Annotated in this window: 10 protein-coding genes; all 10 read right to left on the reverse strand. The window is 56.5% G+C overall.

Translation table 11 applies throughout. The annotated features are described in order from the left end of the window. Window positions 1-11: 11 nt before the first annotated feature. Entirely contained in the window at window positions 12-482 is a 471-nt protein-coding gene (rpsG, locus tag HMPREF2836_RS06860) for a 30S ribosomal protein S7 (RefSeq protein WP_005504941.1), read from the reverse strand. Beyond that, a complete protein-coding gene (rpsL, locus tag HMPREF2836_RS06865; protein WP_004005292.1) occupies window positions 482-856 on the reverse strand; it encodes a 30S ribosomal protein S12 in 375 nt (124 codons plus the stop codon). Before rpsL ends, rpsG begins: the two co-directional genes overlap by 1 nt. Window positions 857-1493: 637 nt before the next feature. Beyond that, on the reverse strand, window positions 1494-3524 hold the full coding sequence (locus tag HMPREF2836_RS06870; protein WP_070629930.1) for a neutral/alkaline ceramidase: 2031 nt from the start codon (window positions 3522-3524) through the stop codon (window positions 1494-1496). A gap of 592 nt (window positions 3525-4116) precedes the next feature. Continuing rightward, entirely contained in the window at window positions 4117-8019 is a 3903-nt protein-coding gene (locus HMPREF2836_RS06875; protein WP_070629931.1) for a DNA-directed RNA polymerase subunit beta', read from the reverse strand. Window positions 8020-8129: 110 nt separating this feature from the next. Then, window positions 8130-11636: a DNA-directed RNA polymerase subunit beta gene (gene rpoB / locus HMPREF2836_RS06880; RefSeq protein WP_005504932.1), complete on the reverse strand. Its 3507-nt coding sequence runs from the start codon at window positions 11634-11636 to the stop codon at window positions 8130-8132. Between the two features lie 257 nt (window positions 11637-11893). Beyond that, window positions 11894-13390 (reverse strand): L-serine ammonia-lyase, encoded by a 1497-nt coding sequence (locus HMPREF2836_RS06885; RefSeq protein ID WP_005504931.1) that lies wholly within the window; start codon window positions 13388-13390, stop codon window positions 11894-11896. Between the two features lie 276 nt (window positions 13391-13666). Continuing rightward, on the reverse strand, window positions 13667-14785 hold the full coding sequence (gene gcvT, locus HMPREF2836_RS06890; RefSeq protein ID WP_049353778.1) for a glycine cleavage system aminomethyltransferase GcvT: 1119 nt from the start codon (window positions 14783-14785) through the stop codon (window positions 13667-13669). Window positions 14786-14957: 172 nt separating this feature from the next. Next, entirely contained in the window at window positions 14958-17798 is a 2841-nt protein-coding gene (gcvP, locus tag HMPREF2836_RS06895) for an aminomethyl-transferring glycine dehydrogenase (RefSeq protein ID WP_070629932.1), read from the reverse strand. 286 nt (window positions 17799-18084) lie between these two features. Continuing rightward, window positions 18085-19305 (reverse strand): MFS transporter, encoded by a 1221-nt coding sequence (locus HMPREF2836_RS06900; RefSeq protein WP_005504924.1) that lies wholly within the window; start codon window positions 19303-19305, stop codon window positions 18085-18087. A 30-nt stretch (window positions 19306-19335) separates the two neighbouring features. After that, on the reverse strand, window positions 19336-20169 hold the full coding sequence (gene narI / locus HMPREF2836_RS06905) for a respiratory nitrate reductase subunit gamma (RefSeq protein WP_049341119.1): 834 nt from the start codon (window positions 20167-20169) through the stop codon (window positions 19336-19338). Window positions 20170-20184 lie beyond the last annotated feature (15 nt).

Raw genomic sequence — 20184 nt, forward strand, 5'->3', positions numbered from 1 at the left:
TAAACGGAGAATTACCAGCGGTAGTGTGCGAAGGCCTTGTTGGACTCGGCCATCTTGTGAGTGTCCTCGCGACGCTTCACAGCGGCACCGAGACCATTGGATGCATCCAGGATCTCGTTCATCAGACGCTCAGTCATGGTCTTCTCGCGGCGCTGCTTGGAGAAGCCAACGAGCCAGCGGAGAGCCAGAGCGGTGGAACGGCCGGGGCGAACCTCAACCGGAACCTGGTAGGTTGCACCGCCAACGCGGCGGGAGCGAACCTCGAGAGAAGGCTTGATGTTGTCCATAGCCTTCTTCAGGGTTGCGACCGGGTCAGAACCGGTCTTCTTCTCGACGCCCTCGAGGGCACCGTAGACGATGCGCTCTGCGACGGACTTCTTGCCGTCCAGCAGAACCTTGTTGATCAGCTGGGTGACCAGAGCAGAACCGTAAACAGGATCGTTTACGAGGGGACGCTTGGGAGCGGGACCCTTACGAGGCATTACTTCTTCTCCTTCTTAGCGCCGTAGCGAGAGCGAGCCTGGCCGCGACCCTTAACACCCTGGGTATCCAGAGCGCCACGAACGATCTTGTAGCGAACACCGGGGAGGTCCTTCACACGACCACCGCGAACGAGCACAATCGAGTGCTCCTGCAGGTTGTGACCCTCACCGGGGATGTATGCGGTAACCTCGATGCCGCCGTTGAGCTTGACACGAGCGACCTTACGCAGTGCCGAGTTCGGCTTCTTCGGGGTGGTGGTGTACACACGGGTGCACACGCCACGCTTCATGGGGTTGCCCTTCAGTGCGGGCGCCTTGGTCTTAACGACCTTGGGAGTCCGGCCCTTGCGGACCAGCTGCTGAATAGTAGGCACGTTTTCTCCGTTGCTTGATCAGGTTTCTCGTTAGAGAAGCCCGTATAAACTTACTGGCCCCCATCACGTTGGATGGGTGCTCTCGGTTATCAGAAACGCTCGGATGCATATCCGGTTGGTTTCTATAGGTTCCTCGACATCTCGGCGAGTTCTCAAGGCTAAAATTCCCCACCATCAGAGGTGAAAAAGTTTTTGGGCACGCTTAAAAATGGCATTTAGGCGTCAGCAAAAAGCAACGCCAAAGGACGGTATCCATACTGCCATTGATTCATCATGCCCGTGCCCTCGGGAAATATCCCGCGTAAACCCACCGGGGGTGGATCCTTGTGCACCGAGCTCAAGTACTTCGGATAAGACTATACAGGTTAAATCCCACTTAATCTAGCGCCAGAACTGGGATTCTTTGCTTTTAAGCCCCCATCTAAGGGCAAAAGCTGATGATTTACCTCACTTAAATTACATTGTTGGGATTTACCGCTCCCCTGCACCCTCTCTGAGGCGATCCAAAGCAGAAAGCCGCCAAGAATCACACACACGATTCTTGACGGCTTCAATACTTGCGGGAGGCGAGCACAGAACCGCGTCCGCCTCCCGCAAGAAAGTATTCAGTTATAGGTCTGCCGCAGCGGCTACTGAGCTACACCACCTGGAAGACTCGAGTCTGACCCTCAAACGGGGTGATAGTCTTCGAATTCTTCTTAGCATTGCCGTAGTAGCGAATGCGGTACTGCCCCTTAGGAGTATTAGCCGGCACCTTCCAGCGAACCGTCACCTGAGACGCCGAAACACCAATGCGCTTCCATTCAAAGAAGGTATCCGGGTTGTTATCCCCGGTGTAGTACTTCCAGGTATTACCCACACGACGCTCAATTACAAAGTAGCTACCGTCGTGATGCATGTTGTTGTTCGGGTGCGCACCCACGAAACGAGCAGAGACTTCCTGGCGGCCAGCAATCGCATCCTGAGGCTGCTGGGTCACCTGACCGTAACGAGTGCCGAACATCGGGGTATCGTAGACGACCTTACCCTGCAGGCTGGCTACCGGGCGACGATCATTCGGACGGTCGCCAATACCCAGCGGCGTGCCGTTCTTCAGCGAAGTTCCAACAACATTAATGGTCTGACGGAACGCGCTGGAGGTGTAACGACCAAAGAGGGTCGCGCCGCCTTCATACTGCTGGGAGTCATACTCCTCAGGAGTCGTCACGTAGTGGTCGTAGGCGTTGGTGTAGCCCTGCAGAATAATGTGCGATTCGGGAACACCGAAGAGCTTGGCAGCATCCTGACGATACCGCACACCTACCGCACCGGTGAACTCACCGGGCATACCCAGCAGGTAGTAGTCACCGAAGCGCATAATCTGCACCGGATACTTTTCCTGAATGATCGTTCCATTTTTTGCAGAGAAGAGAATGCCCTTCGGCTGCTGGCAACGCGTCTGCGCAGCACTCGGAGTGAACACCAAAGTACCCAAAATAGAGGGGCGACCAGAGCCTTCCTTATAGACAGCCCAACCACCGCCGCCATCCTCAGTGGAGCCGGCACCAAACGGAGTACCCAGGAAGCCCTGGCAGGTACGCTCATTATGGCCACTACCGGTGTACTTGGCATCCACGTTCATACCCGAGAAATTGAAGTACGAAATACGCGAATCCAGACCCTTACCCACCGGAGTACCCGCGCTCTTGAGCTGAGAACGCACAGCATTAGCCTGCTTCTCACCCTGAATCTTCACATTCTTGAACTGGTCATTAGTGGGACCCTGACCAGGCTTCAACCAAGTATTCGGAGAAACATCACCAGCATTAGCATTTGCAAACGCTGCCACGAAACCATCACCGCTACCGGGAACATTGCGATCAACACCATGATCCTGAGTCTCCAGCAGATACTCCGCATAACCCTTGTTATCACTCGAAATCAGAGTATTCTTCGAGGTCAAAGACGTCGGATGAATCGCATACCAGTTCAACACCGCACGAGTCTTACCGTTGCGCTCCAGACGCAGAGTCATATTGGTCGGATCGGTACCGCCGGGCAACTTAGAGCGAATCTCAGGAGAGTCCAGGTTGAACGCCTCGCGAGAACGGTTAACACCGACACCAGTCAGCTTTGAAGAAGAAATCGTCAGGTTACCGGGCGCAAGGTCCTTCGTCGCCTGGCGAATCGCCTTCAGTGACCCATCTACCTGTGCATTAAACGTGTCCTGATGGAAGCCCAGAGTCGTAATGTTGTACAGGCTCTGGTGCGTGATACCGCCAGGAGTTGCGTGAGTGTGGGTTGCAGTAATCATAATGTTCGATTCATCGTACACAGAACCAAACTCAGCGCGGATACGCTTCACCAGCTCATCACGCAAAGACTGCCAACTGGTCAACGTATCGAGTACAACAATGAGGTTGCGCTTACCCGAGGCTCGATCCACAGCAATGAAAGCGCGTGCGTACTGGCGAGTATGCACACCGCTACCCTTCTGAGAGGTCTCACCGTAACCCATGAAGCCGACCTCACCGGGCTCACCGGTAATATCCGCCGCACCTGCACCAACCAGGTAGGGGGTAGCACTGGAGCGCTGAGAGGCAGGAGCTGCCGTCGCAATCTGGCCAGCGGGAAGAATTGCGGATGCCGCAATAAGGCACGCTGCACCAATACGAGCAAGAGAATGCACGGGTGCTTTAAAGCGTGAAAAGACAGAGGAGCGCTTTTGCCCACCTGCAGTCAGGGAGAAATTCTGTTCAGATTCGTGAGGCAGTGTCGATCCGGAAGACAATTGGGTGCTCTGATTCGTCACCCGTCCGGAAGAGAATGGAGTGATATGCATGCCTTCAAGAATAGAACCTAGTCAAAGGGCTTTCCAAGTTGAATTAGCATTGTTCAAATATAGAATATTCATTCTTTATATACCATAAAGAAAAACGAGTAAATATTCTATTTATGGTGGTATTGGAGCGGATTATAAGGGGTCTCACAATATTTGATCATCATCTAATTTCTTACCCAGTCAAGAAATTTTCCCGATTTGAAAAAATAATGCACTCCAATGATTTTTTATAAATAAATTCGTCCACTAGGCAAAAAATATACAACCTTCTGCTGAAGGATAAAGAATATTAAAGTACCACTTAAAAGAACGCCGCCCCTCCCCCACCTATTCGTTAAACACAGAACGCGGATACCCGAGACAACTCGAGTATCCGCGTTCTTTATCAAGGACCAGGCCGGGGCTCTAAACCCTCAACCTACCCCTCACGGCAGAAGCCTTAGTCCAGACCACGACCGTACTCATCCAGCGAAACAGCCATAAAGCCGCCGTTGCCGTAAGTGTACACCTCGTTATCCATCTGGAATGCGCTCTGGTAACCACCGAAAGTGTCCAGAGCCTGCATACGCTCAGCAGTAGCCTGGGCGCTGGGCTCAACCTCAATATCGTTGTAACGTGCCAGACCGGTACCGGCGGGAACCAGCTTACCGATGATCACGTTCTCCTTCAGGCCGAGCAGCGGGTCAGTCTTCGCCTCCATAGCAGCCTGAGTCAGGACACGGGTGGTCTCCTGGAAGGAGGCCGCTGACAGCCAGGACTCGGTAGCCAGCGAAGCCTTGGTAATACCCATCATTTCCGGACGGCCAGCTGCGGGCTTCTTACCCTCAACCAGTGCCTTACGGTTAGCAGTCTGGAAAGCAATGTTATCAACCAGCTCACCAGGCAGCAGATCGGTATCACCGGACTCAATCACGGTCACGCGACGCAGCATCTGGCGAACAATAACCTCAACGTGCTTGTCGTGGATTTCCACACCCTGCGACTTGTACACGCCCTGAACCTCGCTCACCAGGTGCTTCTGAGCCTCACGAGGACCACGAATACGCAGAACCTCCTTCGGATCAACAGAACCGGTAGCCAGCTGATCGCCAACCTGAACGTGATCGCCGTTCTGCAGCTTAGAAGCTGCACGACGCAGAACAGTGTAGGACTGGGGCTCAGAACCATCGTCCGGGGTCACCACAATCTTGTAGGACTTCTCGGTATCCTCAATGGTCACGCGACCGGACACCTCAGAAATCGGGGCAACACCCTTGGGGGTACGAGCCTCGAACAGCTCCTGAATACGGGGCAGACCCTGAGTAATATCGTCAGCCGAAGCCACACCACCGGTGTGGAAGGTACGCATGGTCAGCTGGGTACCGGGCTCACCAATCGACTGAGCCGCAATAATACCAACAGCCTCACCAATGTCCACCAGCACGTTCGAAGCCATCGAACGACCGTAGCACAGTGCACACACACCAATAGCGGACTCACAGGTCAGAACCGAACGGACGCGAACATCCTTCACACCTGCCTTGAAGAGCTTCTCAATGAGCTCATCAGAGACATCGGAACCAGCAGCAGCCAGAACGTTGCCAGCCTCGTCCTTCACGTCAACCGCAAGGGTACGACCGTGAATCGAAGTCTCAACATCCTGGTGCAGACCGCCATCCTCATCAATCAGAGGCAGAACCAAACCGCGGCGAGTGCCACAGTCGTGCTCGCGAACGATAACGTCCTGCGAAACGTCCACCAGACGACGAGTCAGGTAACCCGAGTTAGCGGTACGCAGCGCAGTATCAGCCAGACCCTTACGTGCACCGTGGGTCGCGATGAAGTACTCCAGAACCGACAGGCCCTCACGGTACGAGGACTTAATCGGGCGAGGCATAATCTCACCCTTCGGGTTCGACACCAGACCACGGATACCCGCAATCTGACGGACCTGCATCCAGTTACCACGTGCACCGGAGGTCACCATACGGTAAATGGTGTTCAGGCCACCGTGAGAGCTCAAGTTCTCACGCATAGCCTCTGCAACCACGTCGGTAGCCTCGGTCCAAACCTTAATCAGCTCCTGACGACGCTCTTCGTCATCGATGGTACCGATCTCAAAGTCGTCCTGAATTGCAGCAGCCTGCTTCTCGTAGCGCTCCATAATTGCCGGCTTCTCAGCAGGAGTAGCAATATCAGAAACAGCCACGGTCACGCCCGAACGAGAAGCCCAGTAGAAACCGGAGTTCTTCAGGTTATCCAGAGCACGAGCCACAACATCCATCGGGTAGCGCTCAGCCAGATCGTTAATCAGGCTACCCAGGCCCTTCTTATCTGCCACACCGGAGAACCAGGGGTAATCCTTCGGCAGAGCCTGGTTGAACAGAACCTGACCAACGGTGCAGTCCAGCAGCACGGGGTCGCCAGCTTTGTAACCCTCAGGAGCTTCCCAGCCCTCAGGAGCAACAAACTGGTCACCATCAAGGCGAATCTTCACCTTGGTGTACAGCTCAATCTCGTGACGATCCATCGCCATCAGGGCCTCAGACACCGAAGAGAATGCGTGACCCTCGTTCTTCTGACCCTCACGAGGAGTAGTCAGGTGGAACAGACCAATGATCATATCCTGCGAAGGAACAGCCACAGGGCGGCCATCCGACGGCTTCAGGATGTTGTTCGAGGACAGCATGAGGATACGAGCCTCAGCCTGAGCCTCGGGAGACAGCGGCAGGTGAACTGCCATCTGGTCACCATCGAAGTCAGCGTTGAACGCGGAGCAAACCAGCGGGTGCAGCTGAATAGCCTTACCCTCAACCAGCTTCGGCTCAAACGCCTGAATACCGAGGCGGTGCAGGGTAGGTGCACGGTTCAGCAGAACCGGGTGCTCAGCAATAACCTCTTCCAGAACGTCCCAAACCTGCGGGCGGAAACGCTCAACCATACGCTTAGCGCTCTTAATGTTCTGAGCGTGGCTCAGCTCCACCAGACGCTTCATGACGAAGGGCTTGAACAGCTCCAGAGCCATCTGCTTGGGCAGACCACACTGGTGCATCTGCAGCTGAGGACCAACCACAATCACGGAACGACCCGAGTAGTCAACACGCTTACCGAGCAGGTTCTGACGGAAACGGCCCTGCTTACCCTTCAGCATGTCAGACAGAGACTTCAGGGGGCGGTTACCGGGGCCGGTCACCGGGCGACCGCGACGACCGTTATCGAACAGCGAGTCCACAGCTTCCTGCAGCATACGCTTCTCGTTGTTCACGATAATCTCGGGAGCACCCAGCTCCAGCAGACGCTTCAAACGGTTGTTACGGTTAATCACACGACGGTACAGGTCGTTCAGGTCGGAGGTCGCGAAACGGCCACCGTCCAGCTGAACCATCGGGCGCAGTTCCGGCGGAATAACCGGAACAACATCCAGGACCATACCCAGCGGAGAGTTGTTAGTGGTCAGGAAGGCGTTAACAACCTTCAGACGCTTCAGAGCGCGGGTCTTCTTCTGCCCCTTACCGGTCTGAATAATCTCCTTGAGAGCCTCAGCCTCAGCCTCCAGGTCGAAGGACTCCAGACGCTTCTTAATAGCCTCTGCGCCCATAGCGCCCTCAAAGTACAGGCCGTACTTATCAATCATGGAACGGTACAGAGCCTCATCACCCTCAAGGTCAGCGACCTTCAGGTTCTTGAAGCGATCCCACACACGGTCCAGGTGCTCAGCCTCACGCTCGTAGCGCTTACGCACCGACGCGAGCTGACGCTCAGCGTTATCGCGCAGCTTACGCTTCTCAGCAGCCTTGCCGCCCTCAGCCTCAATACGAGCCAGCTCCGCCTCAACCTCACGGCTGATAGCGTTCACGTCAGCGTTCAGAGCAGCCTCAAGCTCCTGCTTCTCACGATCGTGAGCAGCCTGCAGCATCGGCAGATCCTCGTGACGACCCTCCTCGTCAACCTTAGTGATCATGTACGCAGCGAAGTAAATGACCTTCTCCAGGTCCTTCGGAGCCAGATCCAGCAGGTAACCCAGGCGGGAAGGAACACCCTTGAAGTACCAAATGTGGGTAACAGGAGCAGCCAGCTCAATGTGACCCATACGCTCACGACGTACCTTAGAGCGGGTCACCTCAACACCACAGCGCTCACACACAATGCCCTTGAAGCGCACGCGCTTGTACTTACCGCAGTAGCACTCCCAGTCCTTGGTGGGGCCGAAGATACGCTCGTCGAAGAGGCCGTCCTTCTCGGGCTTCAGGGTACGGTAGTTGATGGTCTCGGGCTTCTTAACCTCACCAAAGGACCAACGACGGATGTCGTCGGCGGTGGCGAGGCCAATTCGCATCAAACCAAGCGAAGATTCGTTGGACATATCGGTCCTAATCTCTTTCTGTAAGTTTCTGAAGACTTGGGTTAGCGGGCGGGAACCCCACAACGCACGCGAGCGCATGCGGGGTTTCCCACCCTAGAAGGAGGCGGTGCTTATGCCTCGTCGACGGAGCTAGGCTCGTCGTGGGTCAGGCTCACGCCCATATCTTCTGCTGCCCGGAAGCCTTCTTCCTCCGAGTCGCTCATCTCAATAATCTTGCCGTCGGTGGAGAGCACCTCGACGTTCAGGCACAGAGACTGCATTTCCTTGATAAGAACCTTGAAGGATTCGGGGATACCCGGCTCGGGGATGTTCTCGCCCTTCACGATAGCCTCGTAAACCTTCACACGGCCCGCCACGTCATCGGACTTGACGGTCAGGATTTCCTGCAGGGTGTATGCGGCGCCGTATGCTTCCAGCGCCCACACTTCCATCTCACCGAAGCGCTGACCACCGAACTGCGCCTTACCACCCAGAGGCTGCTGGGTAATCATCGAGTACGGACCGGTGGAACGAGCGTGAATCTTGTCATCCACCAGGTGGTGCAGCTTCAGGATGTACTGGTAACCAACCGAAATCGGGTCCGGGAACGGTTCACCGGAACGGCCGTCAATCAGACGTGCCTTACCGGAACGGTTGATCAGACGGTCACCATCGCGGTTCGGGTTCGAGTGGTCCATAAGGTCGAACAGTTCGTCCTCGTGGGCACCGTCGAACACCGGGGTTGCCAGGCGGGTCGGGCCGGATTCCTTCGGGAAGTTCGGCATGTGCTTAAGCCACTCGGGCTCGCCCTCAATCTTCCAACCCTGCTTAGCCAGCCAACCGGTGTGGACTTCCAGAACCTGACCAATGTTCATACGACCGGGCACGCCCAGCGGGTTCAGGATGACATCCACGGGGGTACCGTCTTCCAGGAAGGGCATATCCTCGATCGGCAGGATCTTAGAAATAACACCCTTGTTACCGTGGCGGCCTGCAAGCTTGTCGCCGTCGGTAATCTTACGCTTCTGAGCCACGTACACGCGGACCAGCTGGTTCACGCCCGGGGGCAGATCGTCCTCATCGTTGTTCTCGCGGTCGAAGATACGGATACCGATGACGGTACCGGACTCGCCGTGAGGAACCTTCAGGGAGGTGTCGCGAACCTCGCGAGACTTCTCACCGAAGATTGCGCGCAGCAGGCGCTCCTCGGGGGTCAGCTCGGTCTCGCCCTTGGGGGTAACCTTACCGACGAGGATGTCGCCAGCCTCAACCTCAGCACCGATATGGATGATGCCGCGCTCGTCCAGAGCCGAGAGAACATCCTCGGACACGTTCGGAATGTCGCGGGTAATCTCCTCGGGGCCCAGCTTGGTGTCGCGGGCGTCAATCTCGTGCTCCTCAATGTGAATCGAGGTCAGCACGTCCTCAGAAACCATGCGCTGGGAGAGGATGATTGCATCCTCGTAGTTCAGGCCTTCCCACGGCATGTATGCCACGAGCAGGTTCTTACCCAGTGCCAGCTCGCCACCGTCGGTGGAGGGGCCATCAGCAATAACGTCGCGGTACTCGACGCGCTGGCCTTCCTTCACCACAACGCGCTGGTTGTAGCAGTTACCCGGGTTCGAGCGGGAGAACTTCATGATCGGGTAGGTGGAGACAGAGCCGTCGTCGTTACGGACGATAACGGTCTTAGCGTCCACGGAGGAAACCACACCGGGCTTCTTCGCGAGCACGGAGTCACCGGAGTCCAGTGCTGCGTACTTCTCCATACCGGTACCAACCACGGGAGCCTCAGACTCCAGCAGGGGCACAGCCTGACGCTGCATGTTAGCACCCATCAGTGCTCGGTTAGCGTCATCGTGCTCCAGGTAAGGAATCAGAGCGGTAGCAACAGACACCATCTGGCGCGGGGAGACGTCCATGTACTGAACGGCGCCGGGAGCAACCAGAACAGCTTCGCCAGAACCATCGCCCGCACGGCAGAGAACCTCGTTCTCAGCGAAGGTGCGGTCAGCGTTCAGCGGTGCGTTCGCCTGTGCGATAACAACAGACTTCTCGTCGTCAGCGGTCAGGTAGCGGACCTCATCGGTCACGCGGCCGTCAGTCACCACGCGGTAGGGGGTCTCAATGAAACCGAAGGAGTTGATGCGACCGTAGGTTGCCAGCGAACCAATCAGACCAATGTTCGGGCCTTCAGGGGTTTCAATGGGGCACATACGACCGTAGTGCGAGGGGTGGACGTCTCGAACTTCCATACCTGCACGGTCACGGGACAGACCGCCCGGACCCAGTGCGGACAGACGACGCTTGTGGGTCAGACCTGCCAGCGGGTTGTTCTGGTCCATGAACTGCGACAGCTGAGAAGTACCGAAGAACTCCTTGATAGCCGCCACGACGGGGCGGATGTTCACCAGGGACTGCGGGGTGATAGCGTCCACGTCCTGGGTGGTCATGCGCTCGCGAACCACGCGCTCCATACGGGACAGACCGGTACGGATCTGGTTCTCAATCAGCTCGCCCACGGTGCGGATACGACGGTTACCGAAGTGGTCGATGTCGTCGATATCAATCTTGAGGGAGATCTCCTCGCCGTCACGGACGCCGGGGATGCTGGTCTCGCCTGCGTGCAGAGCGCAAAGGTAACGAATCATCTGAGCGATGTCGTCCTGGCTCAGAACGGAAGCCTCGGGGGAATCCATGGGAACGTCCACACCGAGCTTACGGTTCAGCTTGTAACGGCCAACCTTCGCCAGGTCGTAGCGGCGCGGGGTGAAGTACATGTTGTCCAGCAGAGCCTGGGCAGCTTCAACCGTCGGGGGTTCGCCCGGACGCAGCTTGCGGTAGATGTCCAGCAGAGCCTCGTCGCGGTCCTTGACGGAGTCCTTCTCCAGGGTTGCGCGGATGGAGTCGTACTGACCGAACTCAGCCAGAATCTTGGACTCGGTCCAGCCCAGAGCCTTCAGTAGAACAGTCACGGACTGCTTACGCTTGCGGTCCAGACGCACGCCAACCTGGTCGCGCTTATCAATCTCAAGCTCGAACCATGCACCGCGGGAAGGAATCACGCGGGCAGAGTAAATGTCCTTATCGGAGGTACGGTCCGGAGCCTTCTCGAAGTAAGCACCGGGGGAACGCACCAGCTGAGAAACGACCACACGCTCAGTACCGTTAATAACAAAGGTACCGGCCTCGGTCATCAGGGGGAAGTCACCCATGAACAGGGTCTGCTGCTTGACCTCGCCGGTAGCGAGGTTCATGAATTCAGCCTTAATGTACAGCGGAGCCGAGTAGGTTGCGTCGCGGTCCTTGCACTCCTCAACAGAGTACTTGGGGTCAGCAAACTCAGGCTCAGAGAAGGAGAGCTGCATAGTCTCCTGGAAGTCACGAATCGGGGAGATTTCTTCAAAAATCTCAGCCAGACCGGACTGAGCGGGGACAGAAGTGTCACCAGCAGCCTGCGCCTTCTCCAGACGCTCCGCCCAGCGCTCGTTACCAACGAGGCGGTCGAAGCTATCGGTCTGGATAGCAAGCAGGTTGGGAACCTTCAGCGGTTCGTTAATCTTCGCGAATGAAATTCGGCGCGAGACGTTCTCTGCGCCGTTAGCGGCGTCATGGTTAGAGGTGCTCGAAGCGACCAAAATGGGGATCCTTCCACAGACATGTCTGTTAGCAATCAGCCTCCCGGCGACATTACCGGCGACACGACAACCTCAGCCCCCGAATAGAACGGTGCTCGAAGCTATAGAGTCGGACGGAAAAACGTCACCTTCAGCCCGTGCCCACCGCTATATGAAGGCACAAAGGTTAGGGAAAGCGTAAATACTAACGATACAGGAAGAAAGCCCTTCTGTCTACCACACCCTCATCAGGAGTGCAAACCTGCCACAGCGTGCACCTAGCATTCCACCACATTCACAGCCAAACCACCCATGGACGTCTCCTTATAACGGTGAGACATATCCAAACCGGTCTGACGCATCGTCTCAATCACCTGATCCAACGACACACGGTGCGTACCATCACCACGCAACGCCATACGAGCCGCCGTCACAGCATTCGACGCAGCCATCGCATTACGCTCAATACACGGAATCTGCACCAAACCACCCACCGGGTCACACGTCAGACCCAGGTTGTGTTCCATCGCAATCTCAGCCGCATTCTCAACCTGCTCGGGAGTACCACCCATCACCTGCGCCAAACCAGCAGCAGCCATCGAGGAGGCGCTACCCACCTCACCCTGGCAACCCACCTCAGCACCAGAAATCGACGCGCGCTTCTTATACAGCACACCCACAGCAGCAGACGCCAAGAAGAAATCAACAACCGCCTGATCACGAGCAGCCTGACCGCAATGGCGAATACCCTGCGTGTAATTCATCGCGTAATGCAACACCGCGGGAATAATACCCGCAGCACCATTCGTCGGAGCAGTCACCACACGACCACCAAAAGCGTTCTCCTCATTGACCGCCAAAGCAATCAGGTTCACCCAGTCAATAGCGAACTCAGGAGACTTCGAAGGATCCTCCACCATCAAATCGCGATGCCACGCACCCGCACGGCAACGCACCTTCAGAGGCCCCGGCAAATAACCCACACGCGCCAACGAAGAACCGATACACTCCTTCATCACACGGTAGATGTGCAAGATTCCGTCACGGACCTCCTGCTCAGAACGCAGAGAACACTCATTCGCCATCTTCAACTGCGCAATCGACAGACCAGACTCATTCGCCATCTCCAGCAGCTCAGCCGCCGAACCAAACGGATACGGAGGGTTCATCAACGACGCGCCACCGGTCGCCTCCTCATCACCCTCAACAATGAAACCGCCACCAATCGAATAGTAAGTGCGCTCCAACAGCAGCTGCTCACCCGCAAACGCCGCAATCTTCATACCGTTCGTATGGCGCGGAAGAACCGTCAACGGACGCAGAGTCATATCCAACTCACGGTAATTCACCACCGGGCCGTACACCTTCTGCTCCTCACCACCGGGCGCAGTCACACCGTACGCAGAGGACGGATAACCAGCCAACGGCAAAGTACCATCCACGCTATTGCGCTCAATCATTGCCTCAGAATCAGCGATATTGATAGTCTCCGGAACAAAACCACACAGGCCCTTCAACGCAGCACTCATCGTACCGTGACCAGCACCCGTAGCCGCCAACGAACCATACAGGTCAACATGCACACCCGTCACACGGTCCAGCAGACCCTCATCAATCAGCTCCGCCACAAAACGGTTCGAAGCGCGCATCGGCCCCACCGTATGCGAACTCGAAGGGCCCACACCAACGCTGAACATCTCAAAAACACTGATGTCATACGGCAGAGCCTCTGCCTTCTTCTGGGCGCTACTGGGTGCGCTCTGGTTAATAGCCACGTTCTGTCCTTCAAATAAATAATGTCTGTGCACCGCACCAAAAGATACGCGCCCCTCAACGGAGGAACCACACATCAACCTGCGGTCTATAAGTGCGGACAATCACCCTTGACTGGCCGCTCTAATCCTAACGCACTTCAGAACCAGCACAAACTAAGGCGCAGAACACCTCGCGCTCTCCCCCACCGTTCAATGCCCACCTCACGGCGCAGAAAAGGCGCCGCGCCCACACAGGACACGACGCCTCTACCCTACAGATTACCTGCAGAAAAACTCTTACTTCTCACGCTTGTAGAACGGCAGAGCCACAACATCAAACGGAGCACGCTTACCGCGGATATCAACATCCACGGTAGAACCAACCTCAGAGAATTCACGGTTCACCAGCGCCATAGCAATCGGGAAGCCCAGAGTCGGGGAAGGAATACCGGAGGTAACTTCACCAATCTCATTGCCCTCAGCATCCACCAGCTTAGAACCGGCACGAGCAGGACGCTTCGCCTGAGCCTTCAAACCAACCAGGATGCGCTTCGACTCGCTCTTAGCCAGCTCAGTCAGAGCCTCACGACCAACGAAGTCAGCCGCCTTCTTCTCCAGAGCAATCTCGACCAGACGGCCCAGACCGGACTCAAACGGAGTAATCTCAAGACCCAGCTCATGACCGTACAGCGGCATACCAGCCTCAAGACGCAGGGAGTCACGAGAGGCCAGGCCGGCAGGAATCATACCAAAAGGCTCACCAGCAGCAGCCAGCTTATCCCACAGCTCAACAGCGTTCTCATTCGGAACAAACAGCTCGAAGCCGTCCTCACCGGTGTAACCGGTACGAGCCAGCAGAACATCAACACCGGCAACAGTCAGCGGCACCGAAGCGTAGTACTTCAGCTCGCGGACAGCCTCCTCATCAGAAACACCAGCAGCCAGCAGAATCTCCTCAGCACGAGGACCCTGAACAGCCACCAGAGAAGTCTGATCCGACTCGTTCACGAACTCAACGTTGAAATCGCCCAGGCGCTCGCTCATCGCAGCAAAGTCAGTGTCAATGTTCGAAGCGTTCGGAACGACCATGAACTCCTCATCGCCCAGACGGTAAGTAATCAGGTCGTCAATGACGCCGCCCTTGTCGTTGACCAGGATCGAGTACTTTGCCTTACCGACCTTCAGGATGGACATATTCGACACCAGAGCGTAATCCAGGAACGCACCCGCATCCGGACCGGTCACACGGAACTCACCCATGTGGGACAGGTCGAAAATACCGGCACGAGTACGGACCGCCTCATGCTCAGCAACGTCATTAGCGTACTTCAGGGGCATATCCCAGCCGCCGAAGTCGGTGAAAGAAGCGCCAAGCTTCTCATGGACAGAGTACAGAGAGGTCTTCTTGGGGGACATTAGATTCTCCTCACGCACAGCCTTGTGCTGTTATCGTTCAATCGTCGTAGATTTAGTTCACCCCCACAGACACGAGATACGCTGCGGAGGCGGTCCCCACCCGCCCCCAGGAACCTGAGGACGGGTGAGGCAGGTAGACCGCTACAGCCTACCCAGGAGCGTTATAGGCTCCTTATGCTTCCAGGTCGAAAGCCTCCATCGGGGGGCATTCGCACACGAAGTTACGGTCACCGCCAGCGCCATCAATACGACCCACCGAAGTGAAGTACTTATTAGCGCGCAGGCTCGGGACAGGGAAAGCTGCCTGAGTACGGCTGTAGGGGCGATCCCACTCATCAGCGCTCACCACATCAACGGTGTGCGGTGCGTTGCGCAGAACCGAATCCTCCACAGCGACCTTGCCCTCAGCCACCTCGATAATCTCATCGTAGATGGTCTCCATTGCCTCAATGAAGCGGTCCAGCTCTTCCTTCGACTCAGACTCAGTCGGCTCAACCATCAGGGTGCCCGGAACCGGGAACGCCAGGGTCGGAGCGTGGAAGCCGAAGTCCATCAGACGCTTGCAGACGTCCTCAGCAGTCACGTGAGACTGATCGGTCAGCTGACGCAGGTCCAGGATGCACTCGTGAGCGACCAGACCGCCGGGGCCGGTGTACAGCACCGGGTACTTGTCGTTAAGCTTCTTCGCAATGTAGTTAGCGTTCAGAACCGCGTACTGCGAAGAGTCCTTCAGACCCTGAGCACCAGTCATCGCAATGTACATCCAGCTAATCGGCAGAACACCGGCAGAACCGAAGAACGCCTGCGAAATCGGCAGTGCGGCATCGTTGGGGAGCTTACCTTCAGCATCAGCGCGGTATGCGTCACCGGGCAGGAACTTCGCCAGGTGCTCACGAACAGCCAGCGGGCCAACACCGGGGCCGCCACCACCGTGAGGAATGGAGAAGGTCTTGTGCAGGTTCAGGTGCGAAACGTCGCCGCCGAACTTACCGGGCTGAGCGAAGCCCATCTGAGCGTTCAGGTTCGCGCCATCCAGGTACACCTGGCCGCCAGCCTCGTGAACCAGCTGGCAAACCTCAGCAACCTGCTCCTCAAACACACCGTGAGTGGAAGGGTAGGTAATCATGATGCCGGCAACCTTGGGGCCGTACTTCTCAATCTTTGCCTTCAGGTCGTCAACATCAATCGAACCGTCAGCCGCAGTTGCCACACCGGCAACCTTCAGACCAGCCAGAGCAGCAGATGCCGCGTTGGTGCCGTGAGCAGACAACGGAATCAGGACGGTATCGCGCTCGTGGTCACCGTTAGCCTCATGGAAGGAACGGATAGCGCGCAGACCAGCGTACTCACCGGTCGCACCCGAGTTCGGCTGCAGCGAGATAGCATCGTAACCGGTAATAGCAACCAGCCACTCGCTCAAATCCTTAATCAGCTCGTGCCAGCCCTCAGCCTGATCCTCCGGGACCAGCGGGTGAATGTTCGCGAACTCAGGCCAGGAGATGGGCTCCATCTCAGCAGCCGCGTTCAGCTTCATGGTGCACGAACCCAGCGGAATCATGGTGCGGTCAAGCGCCAGGTCCTTATCAGCGAGGTGACGCAGGTAGCGCATCATCTCGGTCTCGGAGCGGTACTTGTGGAAAATCGGGTGCTGCATGTAGTCATCGGTACGCAACAACTCAGCGGGCAGATCGTACTGTGCATCTGCCTCACCCAGGGTGCCGCCCAGAGCCTCAACCAGGCCCTTGAGCAGCTCCTCACCGTGAGATTCACCCACGGAAATACCAACACGGTTCTCGTCGAAGCGGCGGATGTTCACTCCAGCTTCCAGAGCCTTCGCAACCAGCTCGTCAGCACGGCCGGCAGCCTCCACCACGACGGTGTCGAAGAAAGTATCGTGAGCGATACCGTAGCCCGCAGCCTTCAGCGCGGTAGCAACACGAGCGGCGTTAGTGTGCAGGCGGTTCGCGATAGCGCGCAGACCCTCAGGACCGTGGTACATCGCGTAAGCGCCAGCAACAATCGCCAGCAGAGCCTGAGCAGTACAAATATTGGAAGTAGCCTTCTCACGGCGGATGTGCTGCTCACGAGTCTGCAGAGCCAGACGGTACGCAGGCTTACCAGCCGAATCCTTAGAAACACCCACCAGACGGCCAGGCATGGTACGCTCCATACCCTTGTGAACAGCCATGTACGCAGCATGGGGGCCACCGAAGAAGAAGGGCAGACCGAAACGCTGAGTGTTACCCACAGCGATATCAGCGCCCAGCTCACCCGGAGACTTCAGCAGGGTCAGAGCCAGCAGGTCAGCGACCACAGTGACCAGGGCGTTACGCTCCTTAGCGGCCTTAATCAGCGGCTCAATATCGCGGATATCGCCTTCATTGCCGGGGTACGCCAGGACGATACCGTACAGGTCACCCTCGGGCAGACCCTCAGAGAAATCAGTAATGACGAAGGGAATGCCGAGCATCTCTGCACGGCCGCGAGTCACCGAAATAACCTGAGGCAGGCAACGGGAGTCAATAGCAAAGAAGCCGTTCTTCACCTTGCGGTTCGCACGGTGCATCATGACAGCTGCTTCAGCCACTGCGGACGCCTCATCCAGCAGGGAGGAGTTTGCAATCTCCAGGCCGGTCAGCTCCATCACGGTGTTCTGGAAGTTCAGCAGAGCCTCCAGACGACCCTGAGAAATCTCAGCCTGGTACGGGGTGTAAGAAGTGTAGAAACCGGGGTTTTCCAGAATGTTACGGCGCAGAACCGCGGGAGTTACTGCATCGTAGTATCCGGCACCAATCATCTGGGCGAGAACCTTATTCTTCGCAGCATAGCCGGCAATCTTTGCCTGAGCCTCATGCTCCGACAGCGGAGCAGGCAACTGCAATTCGCCGTCAAGGCGAATCTGGGAGGGGACGACAGCGTCCATCAGCGCATCCAGGGAAGAGTATCCCAGGGTTTCGAGCATCTGCTCTGCGTCTGCGGAACGGGGGCCGAGATGACGATCAATAAAGGACATAGGATTCTCCTATTGGTCGGCGCAAACCGTAGAGGGGTCACGTCGCGCTATTGCGACGAGTCGAACACTTTAAAGTGTCCCACATCTCCACAAAGTTTCGCTAGCTTTACCAACATTCGACATGCCCAAACATCAAACTCTTCTGCCCCGCCAAAGCCCACCCCTGTCAGACGACAAAACAGCAAAAATACGCAAAGCCCGGCTCGTCCTCTCCGAAGAGAAAACGAGCCGGGCTCAGTCAAAGCAAACTTCACATACACCCTGCAGAAGGATGTACTAGAAGAACCTACTTAGCGTGGTTGGGCTTGCCACCGTGCGGCACCAGGAATGCCGACAGGAAAGCCAGAGCCGCAGTCACAGCCAGCAGCATCAGACCGATGAAGTAGTTGTTCTCAGCCTGGTTGTAGGTTGCACCCATCACCAGCGGCGGGAAGAAACCACCCAGAGCGCCAGCAGCAGCAACCACACCGGACACCGCACCAACGTTCTTCGGATCAGCCGCACGAGCCACCCAGCCGAAGACCGAGCCGTGGCCCAGACCCAGAAGAGCAGCCATCAGGATGAAGACAGCACCATACACGTGCTCAGCATCAGGCTGGAACGCGGTAATAACTGCCAGAATCACCACACCACCCAGGGAGATGAGGGTGATAATCTTCGGACCGAACTTATCAGCCAGAACACCACCGAAGGGACGAGCAATCACGGCAGCAACCGCGAAGCCAGCCGCACGCATACCAGCGTCGTTAGCGTTGAAGTTGTAGATGTTGCTCAGGTAAGTGGGCAGGTAGTTCGAGAATGCCACGAACGCACCGAACACAACAGCGTAGAGGAAGCACAGCTGCCAAGTGGTCTTCACCTTGAATGCCTGAACAATCTTCGGCATCAGCGGAGTAACCTCACGGCCGATGGTTGCCGGAGAATCCTTCAAGAAGAAGAAAGAGATAGCAGCGGTTACAGCACAGATAACAGCAATCAGAACGTGAGTCTGGAAGTAACCAATACCCTGCACCAGGCGGGGGGTAGCGAATGCAGAAATTGCAGTACCCACCATGCCGGCACCGAACACACCGGTCGCAAAACCCTTCTTGGAAGCGTCATACCATGCGGAACTGAAGGGAATACCCACAGCGAACACGGTACCCGCAATACCCAGGAAGAACGCCACAACAAGCAGCATGGGCAGCGAGTTCATCTGACCAGCAACACCAACCAGGAAGACCAGGGGTGCGCTAATCGCCAGAACAGCGGTGAACATAATACGACCACCGTAGCGGTCAGTCAGACCACCAACGGGAATACGGCCGATAGCGCCGATGAAAATCGGCATAGCAACCAGAAGGCTGGTCATACCAGCGTCCAGGTGCATCTGCTTTGCGTACATCTTGGCCAGCGGGCCAACAACGGTCCACGCCCAGAAACCAATGGTCGAGGCGAAGGTTGCAAGCAGAACGTTACGGAGCTGACCATTCTTCAGGTCGTAGCTCGGTGCAGCAGGGGTGCTCATATTTCCTCTTTTGCAATATGGATATGTGTATTAGCGGTCGGCGCGCTCACGCGGGAGAGTACCAACCGGATCCCAACCTCGACGTGCACCAACACGCTGGCCGCCACGAGAGCGGTACACGGTGTAGGGGCGGAAGAGGTAGTGCAGGGGCACAGTCAGTGCATGCACCAGGCGGGTAAACGGCCAAATGATGAACAGAACCATAGCCACCACGATGTGAATCTTGAAAGCCACAGGAATATTCACCATCAGAGCCACCTCAGGGTGGAAGTAGAACAGCGAACGGAACCACACAGAAATGGTCTCACGGTAGTTGAAGTGAACCTCGTGACCATTCACCGGAGGCAAACCGCCCGAGGGGTTCACTGCCGAAATCAGAGTAGCCGCAGTACCGGCGAGAATCACCAGAACCAAAACGACATACATGAAAACGTCATTACGAGTGGTAGCCGAACGCACACGAGAGTTCGAAGCGCGGCGACCAATCAGAACGAACATACCAACAATGGTTGCGACCGCAGCGACAGAACCGCCAACCAGCGCCACAATGTGGTAAGTGTCATCCGAAACGACCAGGTCGGTGAATGCCTTAGGCACCAGCAGACCACCAACGTGGCCAAGGAAAACGGCCGCAAGACCGTAATGGAACAGGGGCGAAGCGATGCGCAACAGCTTCGATTCATAGACCTGGGACGAGCGGGTAGTCCATCCGAACTGGTCAGTACGGTAACGCCAAATGGTGCCACCAATCAGAATGACCAGTGCAACATAGGGCAGAACGCCCCACAGCAGGATGTCAACAATACCCGGATCGGCTACAGCCTGTGCAGCATGTCCTGCGTTCTCAGAAGCAAGTACGTACACGTGTTGTCTCCTCAC

This window comes from Rothia sp. HMSC065C12, from assembly GCF_001812085.1.
Classification (GTDB): Bacteria; Actinomycetota; Actinomycetes; order Actinomycetales; family Micrococcaceae; genus Rothia; species Rothia mucilaginosa.

Excerpts from the sequence above, each read along its gene's own strand:
- rpsG (WP_005504941.1), bottom strand. The coding sequence starts at position 482 with ATGCCTCGTAAGGGTCCCGCTCCCAAGCGTCCCCTCGTAAACGATCCT.
- HMPREF2836_RS06875 (WP_070629931.1), bottom strand. The coding sequence starts at position 8,019 with ATGTCCAACGAATCTTCGCTTGGTTTGATGCGAATTGGCCTCGCCACC.
- gcvT (WP_049353778.1), bottom strand. The coding sequence starts at position 14,785 with ATGTCCCCCAAGAAGACCTCTCTGTACTCTGTCCATGAGAAGCTTGGC.
- gcvP (WP_070629932.1), bottom strand. The coding sequence starts at position 17,798 with ATGTCCTTTATTGATCGTCATCTCGGCCCCCGTTCCGCAGACGCAGAG.
- HMPREF2836_RS06900 (WP_005504924.1), bottom strand. The coding sequence starts at position 19,305 with ATGAGCACCCCTGCTGCACCGAGCTACGACCTGAAGAATGGTCAGCTC.